15 protein-coding genes and 1 riboswitch are annotated in these 12,559 nt (G+C 40.7%); of the genes, 6 read left to right on the forward strand and 9 right to left on the reverse strand.

The annotated features are described in order from the left end of the window. Positions 1 to 43: 43 nt before the first annotated feature. Entirely contained in the window at positions 44 to 676 is a 633-nt protein-coding gene (locus BLR93_RS08565) for a YczE/YyaS/YitT family protein (protein WP_093213268.1), read from the reverse strand. Between the two features lie 308 nt (positions 677 to 984). On the opposite strand from BLR93_RS08565, the gene BLR93_RS08570 reads away from it, so the two are divergent. Further along, a complete protein-coding gene (locus BLR93_RS08570) occupies positions 985 to 2,142 on the forward strand; it encodes an acyl-CoA dehydrogenase family protein (protein ID WP_093213270.1) in 1,158 nt (385 codons plus the stop codon). Between the two features lie 389 nt (positions 2,143 to 2,531). Here BLR93_RS08570 and crcB (BLR93_RS08575) read toward each other — a convergent pair whose 3' ends face one another. Together crcB (BLR93_RS08575) and crcB (BLR93_RS08580) are read right to left on the reverse strand one after the other, a co-directional pair. Beyond that, a complete protein-coding gene (gene crcB / locus BLR93_RS08575; protein ID WP_093213272.1) occupies positions 2,532 to 2,906 on the reverse strand; it encodes a fluoride efflux transporter CrcB in 375 nt (124 codons plus the stop codon). Then, a complete protein-coding gene (crcB, locus tag BLR93_RS08580; protein ID WP_245690095.1) occupies positions 2,903 to 3,307 on the reverse strand; it encodes a fluoride efflux transporter CrcB in 405 nt (134 codons plus the stop codon). Before crcB (BLR93_RS08580) ends, crcB (BLR93_RS08575) begins: the two co-directional genes overlap by 4 nt. Before the next feature lie 29 nt (positions 3,308 to 3,336). Further along, positions 3,337 to 3,397: riboswitch (Fluoride riboswitch) on the reverse strand. Positions 3,398 to 3,510: 113 nt separating this feature from the next. Here crcB (BLR93_RS08580) and BLR93_RS08585 point away from each other — a divergent pair. After that, a complete protein-coding gene (locus tag BLR93_RS08585; protein ID WP_093213274.1) occupies positions 3,511 to 4,434 on the forward strand; it encodes a M14 family metallopeptidase in 924 nt (307 codons plus the stop codon). An 85-nt stretch (positions 4,435 to 4,519) separates the two neighbouring features. Here the strand turns inward: BLR93_RS08585 and BLR93_RS08590 are convergent, their stop codons facing one another. Then, positions 4,520 to 4,990: a YndM family protein gene (locus tag BLR93_RS08590; RefSeq protein ID WP_093213276.1), complete on the reverse strand. Its 471-nt coding sequence runs from the start codon at positions 4,988 to 4,990 to the stop codon at positions 4,520 to 4,522. 275 nt (positions 4,991 to 5,265) lie between these two features. On the opposite strand from BLR93_RS08590, the gene BLR93_RS08595 reads away from it, so the two are divergent. Together BLR93_RS08595 and BLR93_RS08600 are read left to right on the forward strand one after the other, a co-directional pair. Further along, positions 5,266 to 6,738 (forward strand): SulP family inorganic anion transporter, encoded by a 1,473-nt coding sequence (locus BLR93_RS08595; RefSeq protein WP_093213278.1) that lies wholly within the window; start codon positions 5,266 to 5,268, stop codon positions 6,736 to 6,738. Between the two features lie 155 nt (positions 6,739 to 6,893). Next, positions 6,894 to 7,313 carry a universal stress protein gene (locus BLR93_RS08600; RefSeq protein WP_093213280.1) on the forward strand — a complete coding sequence of 140 codons (420 nt, stop codon included), beginning with the start codon at positions 6,894 to 6,896 and terminating at the stop codon, positions 7,311 to 7,313. A gap of 75 nt (positions 7,314 to 7,388) precedes the next feature. Here the strand turns inward: BLR93_RS08600 and BLR93_RS08605 are convergent, their stop codons facing one another. After that, the gene (locus BLR93_RS08605) at positions 7,389 to 7,835 is read right to left on the reverse strand and encodes a GtrA family protein (RefSeq protein WP_093213282.1); all 447 of its coding nucleotides are present in this window, start codon (positions 7,833 to 7,835) and stop codon (positions 7,389 to 7,391) included. A gap of 251 nt (positions 7,836 to 8,086) precedes the next feature. On the opposite strand from BLR93_RS08605, the gene BLR93_RS08610 reads away from it, so the two are divergent. Next, positions 8,087 to 8,890, forward strand: coding sequence for a VLRF1 family aeRF1-type release factor (locus BLR93_RS08610; RefSeq protein ID WP_093213284.1), 804 nt, complete (start codon positions 8,087 to 8,089; stop codon positions 8,888 to 8,890). Between the two features lie 262 nt (positions 8,891 to 9,152). Beyond that, a complete protein-coding gene (locus BLR93_RS08615) occupies positions 9,153 to 9,422 on the forward strand; it encodes a glutaredoxin family protein (RefSeq protein ID WP_175559296.1) in 270 nt (89 codons plus the stop codon). Positions 9,423 to 9,496: 74 nt separating this feature from the next. Here the strand turns inward: BLR93_RS08615 and BLR93_RS08620 are convergent, their stop codons facing one another. The 4 genes from BLR93_RS08620 to BLR93_RS08635 are packed head-to-tail and all read right to left on the reverse strand — an operon-like array spanning position 9,497 to position 12,496. Beyond that, entirely contained in the window at positions 9,497 to 9,910 is a 414-nt protein-coding gene (locus BLR93_RS08620; RefSeq protein ID WP_093213288.1) for a Fur family transcriptional regulator, read from the reverse strand. Continuing rightward, a complete protein-coding gene (locus BLR93_RS08625; RefSeq protein WP_093213290.1) occupies positions 9,907 to 10,761 on the reverse strand; it encodes a metal ABC transporter permease in 855 nt (284 codons plus the stop codon). Before BLR93_RS08625 ends, BLR93_RS08620 begins: the two co-directional genes overlap by 4 nt. Positions 10,762 to 10,775: 14 nt before the next feature. Further along, positions 10,776 to 11,531 (reverse strand): metal ABC transporter ATP-binding protein, encoded by a 756-nt coding sequence (locus BLR93_RS08630; RefSeq protein WP_093213292.1) that lies wholly within the window; start codon positions 11,529 to 11,531, stop codon positions 10,776 to 10,778. Between the two features lie 23 nt (positions 11,532 to 11,554). Beyond that, positions 11,555 to 12,496 carry a metal ABC transporter solute-binding protein, Zn/Mn family gene (locus BLR93_RS08635; protein WP_093213294.1) on the reverse strand — a complete coding sequence of 314 codons (942 nt, stop codon included), beginning with the start codon at positions 12,494 to 12,496 and terminating at the stop codon, positions 11,555 to 11,557. Positions 12,497 to 12,559 lie beyond the last annotated feature (63 nt).

Raw genomic sequence — 12,559 nt, forward strand, 5'->3', positions numbered from 1 at the left:
ACTGTAAATGTAGATTGGCTTAGCAATAGAATTCCAACGCCGCTTATCTCGCAACGATATCTTTCCGGCTGATCGTTCGTTGTTTTATTGCCTTTACGTAAGGCAGCAAAAAGCTGATCATAACTCCGCTAAACAAGGCGTTAATTAACGTACCAGGCCCGATTGCGCCGTTGAATATGAAGGCGAGTAATATAAGTGTAACACTGATAAGGGCGCGGGAGTAAGTAACACTCCAGCCGGTCAAGTCAGTAATCACTAACATGGACCGATCCATCGGGTTTGGTGCAATTCTGGATTGCAAATATGTCGCAACACCGATCGTGGTAAATATCAGGCCGATTCCAAAACAAATCGATTGTCCCAGCCAGCTGTAAGGCTCTACCCATCCATTAAGCGTGAATATCCAGAAATCAATGCCAGCTCCTGTGACCAAAGATGTAACTAAGGCCAAATATTCCGGCCGGCTTTTTTGCGCAAGGGCATTTCCGATAACCATTGTCAAGCCGACGACAATTTCCCAGGATCCGATTGTTAAACCGAACGTACGGTACAAACCTACCAGTAAGGCGTCAAAGGGCGATGCCCCTAATTGGGATATAATTGTCAGGGCTATTCCTAGTGTCAATAGGATGATTCCGATTATATAGAAAGGAAATTCTTGTTTGATCTTTTGCATGGCTAGTCTCCCCCCATCCCTTTTACACATTCCTATCCACTATACCAAAGCCCGCTCTTGGATGAAACCTAATTGCTTCGTTTCTTGCCATACGGAATCCTGCCAGCTCCCAGATATGGAGGCTGTAAATGGCTAATAGGCTTTACCATTCAACGATAGACGATAGGTTGCGAGGATTCTTATCGCAGTACCCTACCCGTTGCTTTAAATTTGTAATTTATGGGAGGGCTTTTGTATGATTGAAAGAGATTCAACGATTCCCTGTGCTGAATATTTAATTAAAACAGTTAATAAAGGAAGTGTCGAGAGTGTCTTATTTTTTGAAATCGTTCATAAAAAATGAAAGACAGCAATTTTTATTGGAAAAGGCAGAGAAACTGGCCCAGCTTATAAAGCAACGAACCGATGAAACGGAAAAAAATGCCTCCTTTTCTCCCGATAATCTAGCAGATCTGAAAAACGAAGGATATGTTACGCTACCGCTTCCGGAAAAGTATGGCGGAAAACAGATAAATCTTTATGAGCTACTGTTACTTCAGGAAAAACTAGCGGAAGGAGATGGATCTGCAGCATTATCAATTGGTTGGCACATGGGCATTATAATGGAAATAAGTGAAGGTCAGCTTTGGGAGCAAGACCAGTTTGAATGGTTTGCCCAGGATATCGGAAAAAATAACAAAGTTGTCAACAGGGCTGCTTCTGAACCTGCTACAGGAAGTCCGACACGTGGGGGGATTCCCGAAACAAAAGCAGTCAGGAAGGGCGATAACTATGTGTTAAATGGCAGAAAAACGTTCACTACGATGGCTAGTGTGCTTGACTATTACTTAGTGACAGCTTATATAGAAGAAAAAGATGCTGTAGGTTCATTTTTAATTGCCAAGGATACCCCTGGCGTCACCGTCGACCATACCTGGGATACATTGGGAATGCGGGGGACTGGAAGTGATGATCTGCTGCTTGATAATGTTGTACTTCCTGTCGAGTCACTCGTGGAAGTAAACGAGGGAAAAAAAACGAAACCGAAGGGCTGGCTTTTGCATATTCCTGCCTGTTATTTGGGGATAGCAGTTGCTGCCCGTACAGACGCTATCGCCTTTGCAAAAAATTATCAGCCTAACAGTCTGGACACACCAATATCGGAAGTACCACATATTAAGCAAAAAATTGGGGAAATGGATTTAAAGCTGCTGCAAGCCCACCATTTTATGTATTCAGTGGCAGATAAGTGGGATCAAAACCCCGAATCAAGAGAAAACCTTGGGCAGGAGCTTGCTGCGGTTAAAACCGTGGTAACGAATGCAGCTAACGAAGTAGTAGACTTGGCAATGCGGATTGCCGGCGGTAGAGGGTTATCGAAACAATATCGGTTTGAACAATATTACCGGGATGTCCGGGCTGGCCTTCACAATCCGCCGATGGATGATATGGTCATTCAAATGCTTGCAGCCAATGCAGTAAAATAGGTTTTTCTTAATATAACCTGTGGACACAGTGACAACTCTACTTCTTCCTTCGAACAAGGTTCAGTGTTTACTTGTACCGCCAGAATACTGCGCTGATACGGCTGTGGGTTGATAACAGAGAGGAGGAAATTCACGGAGACTCCTGCGGGAGGGAAGGCATTGGTGAGACCCCGCAAAGCGTAAGCTCGAGGAGGCTCACCAGCCGCCCGCGGAAAGCGTAGTGTATTTCCGCCGCGCAGTACTAGTGCTTATCCGATACTATTAAGGAGTCACCTACTGTTACATCGCAGTTTATACCCATTGCGTCATTAATCGAATGCTTGAAAATTTAAACCTTTCTATGCTGTTATCGTTCTGCAAGTATATATATGTTGTGTCCCAACCACTTTTTACATTCCGGAGAACAGGCTGCCAAGCTGGAAGCCGATAAATGCCAAAGAAATTCCTCCTGCATAGCTTAGTGCATGATAGACGATAAACATTTTTTTTCGCTTGTTTAAATGTAATTGGACACTTTCTAATTTAAAGGTCGAGAAGGTAGTTAAAGCACCAGAAAAACCGGTACCTATCAATAACAGTAAGTATTGTCCTGTTTCTAATCCAGTCAACAGACCTAGAAGGAATGAACCAAGCACATTTACGATCAGGGTAGCAATCGGAAATGCAGGGGAATGCCGCCGGCCAATATACTGACCGAAAGCAAAGCGGGATATGGCACCAAAAAAGCCTCCTGTTCCCACCAATAGGAAATCAATAAGATTCATTTCTTTTTTCTCCTTTCAGCAGTATGAAAGCCTAACATACTCATAGATAATCCGCCTAAAATACTGACAAGAATATACAGCGAAGCCAGGATCAGCATACCATTTTCCACTAATTCGATGGTTTCTACACTTAGTGTAGAAAAAGTAGTAAAAGAAGCAACAAAACCAGTGCCAATAGCTGTTTTGGCTGTAGTCGGGATGTTCAGATTAGTAAACAGGTGCTTGGTTAACCATGCCAGCAAAAAACTGCCAATTAGATTAACTGTTAAAGTAGAGAAAGGAAACACAGCATCGGCCGGAAAAAGTAATATTCCTACTCCGTAGCGAAGCATGGAGCCCAAAGCGCCCGCCAATCCGACGAACAAATATAGCATTCCAAAAGCACCTCCATTATTTTCCATCAAGCAAAAAGACCCCTGCCAGAAATTTGTTCCTGACAGGAGTCATTAGCCAACAGGCGGTTAAAGGTGAACTCCATCACCTATGAGGTTTTTCTTAATATAATTATAGTACCACTATTTCGTCAATAAGCAAAACTGCTGTTTGAACTGTCCGTAATGATTACCCAAATCTGTCGTTTTCACGTATAAGGGAGGGCTGATTATTGAAGCAAATCGTCACTGTCGATAAACCGTATAGCTATGAACAATTGTGTAATGATATAGAACAATTAGAAAAACAGTATTTCAATATATTAGAAGTAGAAGTGATTGGCCGTTCAGTAGAGGAGAGGCCGATATATGCAATGAAACTCGGCGAGGGTTCTACAGAAATTTTCCTGAATGGTGCACATCATGCCAGAGAATGGTTGACCGCTGCCTTATTAATGAAAATGGTCGAAAAGTATTGCGCTGCATATTACCGACAGGCAGATATCATGGGCTTTCAAGTCAACAGTCTCTTATCGAAGGCAGCAATTTGGTTTGTTCCTATGGTGAATCCCGATGGAGTGACACTCGTACAGCAAGGGGCACAAGCTGTAAAACAACCAGAAAAGGTTCTGAAAATGAACCTTGGCGATCCAGACTTTTCAGCCTGGAAAGCTAATGTTCGGGGAGTTGATCTAAACCGGCAATACCCAGCTGATTGGGAATCTATTGAAAATGCTGCTGAGCATCCGGGTGCAATGAATTATAAAGGGGTATGTCCATTAAGTGAACCGGAAGCTAAGGCCATTTACCAATTTACAAAGAAGCATGATTTCAAAATCTCTGTTGCTTACCATTCTTCTGGTGAGGAACTATATTGGAAATATAAGGCTACCGGAGAATTATTAGAGACAACCCGCCGAATCGCCAAAAAAATTCAAAAAAAGACTGGATATCAATTAGTTGATCCCGGCGCCAATCCAAGCGGTGGAGGATTTACCGATTGGGTATTAAGTGTACTGAAAAAACCAGCACTAACCCCAGAAATATCCCCGTATATCGGCCCGAGGCCTGTACCGTTGGAAAATTTTCCGGTAATTTGGCAGCAAAATGATTCAATAGGATTGCTGCTGGCAGAAGAAGCAATCCGAATACAATAGTTATCGTTTAGCTACGGACTAATGTTTATACAATTGCAAATGGAAACCCAAGGCTCCAGTGGCCTTGGGTTTTTGAAAATGTTCACTATTCTGGTTTGTTTTTATCATCCTCATGCAGGCGGATAAAATCCTGTTCCTCGTTTTCTTCGGCAAATTCTGTTTGAAGACGGGCTGGAGCCTGTCTTGGTTCCTGTTCCGCGTCTTCCTCATCCCCTAATACTCTATTCTCCATGTACATATGGAAAATAACTTCTGCTGCAGAAATAAACAATGCAGAAAACAGTGAAGCACTAACAATGGGGAAATCGGTTCCGATAAAAAAGGCACTTAATAACCAAACAGATGCAAAAGCAAGCCCGAAATCTGCAATAGAAGCAGTTAAGTTTCCAAACCGAGGCAAAATAAACAAATCACCAATAAGGTAAGCGATACCAGTTACTAACAACGTAATAAGAAAAATATCTCCAATTGTCGCTGTGTAAAAAATCCCAAGAATGGAATATAAAACAATTCCAGTGACAGCAAATTTAATAATAAACGCACGTAGATGCTCCATAACTTAAGCTCCTTTTATTTTTCTTCGTTCTTATCACTTATTGTGCGCCAAAATCTAAAAAATATAGTAAAACACATTAAATAAATTTACCTTTATAGAAAATCAGCCTAAATTGGAGTTAATTGAATTAAAATGCCGAAAACAATCGATGACTTACGCTTACATCGTATTTTATTTTCACTGTGATTTATGTTACTATTCTTTTTGTTCAAAACGGCCCCAACTTTCATGAGAGTTGAAAGTTACTACAAAAAATTTAAGGAAGAGGTGTAGAGTTGAATTTATCTACAATTAAACAAAGTTGGTTTGGCAATGTAAGAGGAGATATCCTTGCCGGCTTGGTCGTTGCGTTGGCTTTGATTCCGGAGGCGATTGCTTTCTCTATTATTGCTGGTGTTGATCCTATGGTCGGATTGTATGCCTCCTTTTGTATTGCTGTTGTAATTGCTTTTGTTGGAGGAAGGCCTGGTATGATCTCTGCAGCTACTGGTGCTATGGCACTTTTGATGGTGACGCTTGTTGCCGATCATGGATTGCAGTATTTGCTGGCAGCGACTATTCTGACAGGAATTATCCAAATCGTTATGGGTGTATTTAAGCTTGCCAGGTTTATGAAATTTGTACCTCGTTCGGTTATGATTGGTTTTGTAAACGCGTTGGCGATCTTAATATTCACTTCACAACTGCAGCATTTTGCCAATGAGACGTGGCAAATGTATGCCATGGTTGCTGGTGCATTAGCTATTATATATATTTTACCGCGCTTTACTAAAGTAGTCCCGGCACCATTAGTAGCAATAGTAGTCATTTCGCTTATCGCCGTATATACTGGCAGTGGTGTACGGACTGTCGGAGATATGGGGGAGTTAACCCAGGCGCTGCCCGTGTTTTTGCTGCCGGAGATTCCTTTGAATATGGAGACATTAATGATTATTCTGCCATATTCTTTAGCATTGGCAGTTGTTGGTTTACTTGAATCACTATTGACTGCTCAGATTGTCGATGATATGACAGATACCGATAGCGATAAGAATAAAGAAACTAGAGGTCAGGGAATCGCAAACATTGTCTCGGGATTTTTTGGCGGCATGGCCGGTTGTGCGATGATCGGACAGTCGGTAATAAATGTTAAATCTGGAGGGAATGGCCGATTATCAACCCTTACTGCTGGTGTATTCCTAATGGTATTGATTTTAGTTTTTAATGACTTGCTCGTCCAAATCCCAATGGCGGCTCTGGTCGGTGTAATGATCATGGTTTCTATCGGAACATTCGATTGGTCTTCATTGAAAACATTGCATTTAATGCCTAAAACAGATGCAATAGTAATGGTTACAACGGTTGCTACTGTTGTATTCACCCATAACTTGTCGATAGGTGTTTTGGTCGGAGTAGTTTTAAGTGCAATCTTTTTTGCCGCAAAAATATCGAAGGTGCATGTGCATAGCCTTATGGTTGAAGAAGGCCGTAAAAAAATATATGTCGTAACTGGACAACTATTTTTTGCCTCTGTGACCGAGTTTATATCTGAGTTTGATTTCAAAGAGGATGTCGATGAGGTGGATATTGATTTAAAAGCAGCTCATTTATGGGACGATTCTGCAGTAGGTGCTATTGATAAAATTGTGCTTAAATATAAAGATAACGGTACAGCCGTCAAGGTTATCGGCCTCAATGATGAAAGTTCCAAACTAGTTGAGAAGCGGGCGGTTTACGATAAATCGAACGCAAAAGCTGCCAACCATTAATTATTAAAGACTGTAAACCTTTTTAGAGGATTACAGTCTTTTTTTAAATAAATGGAGTTTTTGGTAGATGTCCTAATAGAATAAAAATTAGCTTTATCTATAAAGGTATTTTGTTATAATGAATAAAAGAGCATTTCTTTGTTGGGGGAAATCGGATGTTTAATAAAATATTATTGGCCTCAGATGGATCAGAACATGCTATCAGAGCAGCCGAAAAGGCGTTATTGCTGGCAGGGAACAATCCAAACGCTTCGATTGACATTGTCTATGTGGTTGATGGGGATAAATCGAAAGCGGATGTCCTGCACAACTGGAATTCCATTGATATCGACCAAAAACGAAAAGAAAAGTTAACGTTCACCGAACAAAAGGTAAAGCGGGCGGGTGTCGATTATCAAATCAAGGTAATTCACGGGGAACCAGGTCCCAGTATTGTGAAATACGCTAATCAAAACGATTTTGATGTATGTGTCATTGGAAGCAGGGGCCTGAATTCGCTGCAGGAAATGGTTCTGGGCAGTGTCAGCCATAAGGTAGCAAAACGCGCCAATTGTCCTGTCTTGATTGTTAAATAGCTAAATAAAATATGTTGATAAGCCCGGCAGATGTAATTAATCGCGGGCTTATTTTTATTGCCTTCGACTGTATGTTTACGACAACTGCTTATTTTTCTCCTTCCTAAATACAATGTATTTCATTAAAAGAAAGCTTGTGGAAAATGAAAGGAACATGGCCGCTCCTTTGGAAATGTTATTAATAAGCAGGACTGAAGATAGCCACGGTAAATGAATGAGCATCTTACTCATACCGATAAACACTATATTGTTTACAGCTAGGGCAACTGCTGCCTGCAAGGAAAACAAACCTATTTCTTTTGTGTTTAAATTAGCGTTCTGTTTGAATGTGTACTTGCTGTTCCAAAAATAGGAATTAAGGATGGCAAGAATATAAGCAATTGTATTAAAAACCAGCAACAGACTCGTTTTTTCGGTCGGCCAAAGAAGCAGGAGTAAATTTAACGTACCTATATCGATTCCGGCGTTGGCCAGCCCGATAAAACTGAATTGTAATATTTGTGTTTTTAGTTTGATTGCCATAATATCGCTTCTCTTTCGATGTTTTAGAATTACAGTTTACCACGGGGAACAACTGTCAGCAAAAACAGTGATATGCTTCACAGATAATATTTATGTAACGGGAGATTTTCTTTTCTTCGTATATACAAGCTCTATCTCTTCTCTTTTATCTTACCCTGTAAAAAACATGTTTGCACTTGGAGGTTTTATTTTTCCTGGGAAGGGTTACACAATTTATAAAGGTGATAACCCTTCTGAAGGAGTGAATGAGGATGGAATATGATAAGCAATTACAGCAGCTGGAAAACGTTCATTTAGCTAAGCCTGACAGAGTATTTTCTATGTATTTAAATACCGATCCTTCTGACCCGGATCAGCAAGGGGGAGAATGGAAAATTCATCTAAAAAACGGACTCAACCGTTTTGAAAGTTATCTAAAGGAAAGCGGCGACAAAGCAGAATTAGAAAATTTTCAGCAAGTTCGCGAGAAGGTAGAGCGGTTTGTACAAGGCAATGAGCAAGCTTTTAAAAAAAGCATCGTCTTATTTGCATCTGCTGATGAAAGTGTTTGGTTTGCCGAACGGATTCAAATGAGGGTAGAGACAGAATTTCATTGGGAAGATACTCCTGTTACGGATCAGCTGAATCAATTAAAACATGACTTTCCTAAGTCGGGAATCATACTCGTTCAACAAAACCAAGTAAAAGTGATTGAAGCGGAGCTAGGAGCGATTTTGGAAACAAAGCATTTTGAACTCGACCTTGATACAGAGGACTGGAGAGAATATACTTCTGAACAAAAAAGGCCTATGTCAATGGGGAAAGGCGGAAAGGACCCGAGCAGAGATACATTTAATGCCCGTGTCAATGCAAATCAGCAGCGGTGGTATAAAGGGCTTGCGCCTAAACTGGATAAATTGGCCAAGGATAATGAATGGGATAGAATTTATCTAGTCGGTGAAAAAGAGGAAGCAAAAGATATGGAAACTTATATGAATAAGGACATTTATAAAGTGGAAGGAAAGAATATGCTTGATCACGAAGAAGCGAAAGTGATTGAAAAAATAGTTGCATAAGCAGTTACAAGCCGCCATAAAATAATGGTGGCTTTTCTTATTTTCATCATACGGAATCGAACACGGAACGTTTCACAGGAGTCTTGGGTGATGTTTTTTTACTTTTTTTCCCCAACGAAAAAATATTTTGAAAAATAGTTTTAACTAGGGTTGTTCCGGGGAAATAGCATACCAACAAAGCAGCCAAGAAATAGCTGGATCATGCGGGTGAGCACTTCGATTATGCTTTGGGAATTTAGCAATTGAAAAGGAGACGATATCCGTGAAACAACAGGTGAAAATTTTTACGAAAGCAGAATGCCCAGACAGCCAGTCATTAAAGGATTTTTTGTCCAAAGATCAGGTTCCATATCTGGAGGTCGACATTACAGAGTCCGAAGAAAAAAAGAAGCAGCTGCAATCTGCTACCGGAACAAATATCGTACCCGCAATCGTTATTGAACAAAAAAACATACTTGGCCAGAAAAAGAACATGATTTATAATGGCTTTGCGGTTAACAAGGAAAAAATCAACCGTACATTAAAACATTAGCGCTATTTTCTCTTGCAAATGCCAAAAGGACTCCCTAAACCAGCGGAAGTCCTTTTTTTGCTATTATATTGCACTTATGAAACTTGGCAGGCTGGGCATCGACCGTAAATTTCAAATTTATGGCCTTCGATGACAAAATTAGATAATTCTCCTGTGACGCTTTCCATTGGGCATGTATCTATTTCCTTTGTTACGCCGCATTGCTTACAGATAAAATGGTGGTGATGATGGCTGACACAACTGATCCTGAAATGTTTTTCCCCGTTCAGCTCTGTAGCCTCAAGAATGGATAGCCTGCCGAACAAATGAAGATTCCGGTAAATAGTGTCAAAACTGATACCGGGGTATGAAGGCTCCATGAATTGGAGAAGGTCCTTCGCACTGCGATACCCATCTGCATTTACAAAGTAAGAAAGTATATCTTTTCGTTTCTTCGTGTATTTATACCCTTTTTCTTTTAACACCTTCAATGCTTCTTCCGTGTTCACTGGTTCGCCCTCCTTCTTCCCAAGTTAAGTCCTAAGCGCTTGGCTGCAATTGCCAACAGCAGAATGATAATCGAAGTAACGACAATGGTTCCTCCTGGCGGTATTTCAAAATAATAGCCAGAGATCAATCCAGCCACAACGGATATTTCGCCAAAGATGATCGACAATACAATCGATTGTTTGAAACCCTTGGCCAGACGGATGCTGGCTGCTACGGGAAGAGTCATCAAAGCCGATACTAGCAGTACGCCGACTATTCTAATCGAAGCAGCAATCACCAGGGCAGTCAACAAAATAAACAAGAAATGAATCCGCTTGGCATGAATGCCAGAAACGACGGCATGTTCTTCATCGAATGAAAGCATGAACAATTCTTTATAAAACAACAGCAAGACAGTCAAAACAATAATAGTAATGCCAACAATCGACCATAAATCCCCCCGGCTGACTGCTGAAACCGAACCAAATAAGTAATTAAACAAATCAGTATTAAAGCCATCGGCCAGGGAGATAAAAATCACACTTAGTCCGACACCACCGGACAAAATAATCGGAATTGCCAGTTCCTGGTATGCTTTATAAACCCTTCTCAGCTGTTCTACGAATACAGAAGCAACTACAGAAAATCCCATTCCAGTATAGAAGGGGGTGATAAATCCTAAAGCAAACTTCTTTTCCAGCATCAAACCGAATGCAATTCCGGCCAAAGTAACGTGAGAGAGTGCATCAGCGATCAGCGATAACCTTCTAACTACGATGAAGGATCCAAGCAAGGGGGCAATCAAGCCAATCAGCAAGCCTGTATAAAAAGTATTTTGTAAAAATTCATATTGAAAAAAATTGGCAATCATTGAGTGAACGCTCCTTAGTGATCATGAGAAACCAGGTTCAGTGTATGTCCATAAAAATCGGACAGGTCGGAATCGGACAATGCTGTAAACTCAGCTGTGTTTCCGTGAAAGTGCATTGTTTTATTCAAGCAGACAATATCTGTCGCGTGATGAGTCATTGTTCCAGTGTCGTGCGTAACAAGCAAAAGAGTAATATTTCTTTGTGCATTCAATTGGTGTAGCAGCTCGTAAAATTTTTGGACATTTTCTGTATCCACGCCAACTGTGGGTTCATCAAGAATCAGTAATTCTGGATCGCTGACAAGCGCCCTTGCAATGAAAATCCGCTGCTGCTGGCCACCTGATAAATCGCCGATATTTTCGTTGAGGTATTCAGACATTCCCACCTGCTTAATTGCATCTCTGATTTTCTGTTTATGTTGTTTTGTGAAAAATTTCAAATAACCGACCTTCGATGTTAACCCCATGGATACTACTTCTTCGACTGTAGCTGGAAAACCTTGATTGAATGTATTGGCCTTTTGGGAAACAAATCCGATTTTATCCCAGTTTTTAAATTTGCCAATTGGGACATTAAACAACTCAATGGAGCCCTTCTGAGGCTTAAAGAGTCCCAATATAAGCTTTATCAAAGTAGTTTTTCCGCCACCATTCGGGCCAATCAGCCCCATAAAGGCCCCTTGGCGGATTTCGAAATTTATATTTTTTAAAGCCGTCTTATTTTCATAGTTAAAATTGACATTCTTCATCGAGATGACTGGTTCAGACATAAATGAAACCTCCTTATGGTCATTTAATCGGTTGCTTTATCAAGTGTTTGCAGATTCTTTTTCATTAGAGAGAAGTAGTCCTCCCCATGATTGATATCAGCCTCTGTCAAGACTGCTAAATTGTGGACCTGCAAAGCCTCGCCGTCGATTTGTGTCTGAATCTCTTTGGACACATTATCGGAAACATTTTGTTCAAAAATAACATAACGTATCTCTAAAGATTCCGCACGTTCAATAATGTTAATTAAATCTTTTTGGGAGGGCTCGCTCGTATTGTTAACTCCATTTATGGCGATCTGTTCGATACCATAACGTTCTTCCCAATATCCATAGGCTGGATGAGAAACTAAAATCTCTTTTCGGTCTTTGGAAGTTAATGTTTCGCTAAATTGGCTATCCAACCGTTTAAGATCTTTCTCCAGAGCTTTAAAATTTTGTTCAAAGGCTTTCTTTTGTTTGGGATATAAACTACTCAACTCTCCCTTTATGATGTCAGCCATTTCAAGCATTCTAAGAGGATCCAGCCAAACATGCGGATCATGATCACTATGGGAATGGCCGTCTGGATTTTTATGGCTTTCATGTTCGTGATCATCTGGTAAACTGTTTGTTTCAAACAGTTCCTCGTGCTCTGCTAATTCAACTAGCTGGACATCCTCACTGCTTAACGCTTCAGCAGAGGTTGAGGCAAATGTTTCTAATTCCTCTCCCAAGTAAATAAAAGCATCACTTTCAGCTATATCAGTCATCGCTTTCGCAGTAGGTTCATAAGAGTGCGCATCCGTTCCAGGTGGATAGATCGTTTTTACATCGATGGAGCCTTCTGATAATCTTTCAATAATAAACTGGATGGGATACACAGTCGTTTGAATCAGTGGAGCTTTATCGTTTTGCGAACCAGGATTCGTGCACCCACCTAGAAAGATACTGCTAAGTATAGCGATAAAAAATAATTTCCATTTCATAATTGTCCCCGCTTCTAATCCATTCTTCATCCTTTATGTTCTTATCATCCGTTCTGGCTTTTA

It is taken from the genome of Sediminibacillus albus, from assembly GCF_900101125.1.
Classification (GTDB): Bacteria; Bacillota; Bacilli; order Bacillales; family Amphibacillaceae; genus Sediminibacillus; species Sediminibacillus albus.

Bases quoted from the DNA above. Each gene is read 5' to 3' on its own strand.
- BLR93_RS08600 (WP_093213280.1), top strand. From the start codon at position 6,894: ATGTTTAATAAAATATTATTGGCCTCAGATGGATCAGAACATGCTATC.
- BLR93_RS08635 (WP_093213294.1), bottom strand. From the start codon at position 12,496: ATGAAATGGAAATTATTTTTTATCGCTATACTTAGCAGTATCTTTCTA.
- BLR93_RS08590 (WP_093213276.1), bottom strand. From the start codon at position 4,990: ATGGAGCATCTACGTGCGTTTATTATTAAATTTGCTGTCACTGGAATT.
- BLR93_RS08625 (WP_093213290.1), bottom strand. From the start codon at position 10,761: ATGATTGCCAATTTTTTTCAATATGAATTTTTACAAAATACTTTTTAT.
- BLR93_RS08605 (WP_093213282.1), bottom strand. From the start codon at position 7,835: ATGGCAATCAAACTAAAAACACAAATATTACAATTCAGTTTTATCGGG.
- BLR93_RS08610 (WP_093213284.1), top strand. From the start codon at position 8,087: ATGGAATATGATAAGCAATTACAGCAGCTGGAAAACGTTCATTTAGCT.
- BLR93_RS08630 (WP_093213292.1), bottom strand. From the start codon at position 11,531: ATGTCTGAACCAGTCATCTCGATGAAGAATGTCAATTTTAACTATGAA.
- crcB (WP_245690095.1), bottom strand. From the start codon at position 3,307: ATGGAAAATAATGGAGGTGCTTTTGGAATGCTATATTTGTTCGTCGGA.
- BLR93_RS08565 (WP_093213268.1), bottom strand. From the start codon at position 676: ATGCAAAAGATCAAACAAGAATTTCCTTTCTATATAATCGGAATCATC.
- crcB (WP_093213272.1), bottom strand. From the start codon at position 2,906: ATGAATCTTATTGATTTCCTATTGGTGGGAACAGGAGGCTTTTTTGGT.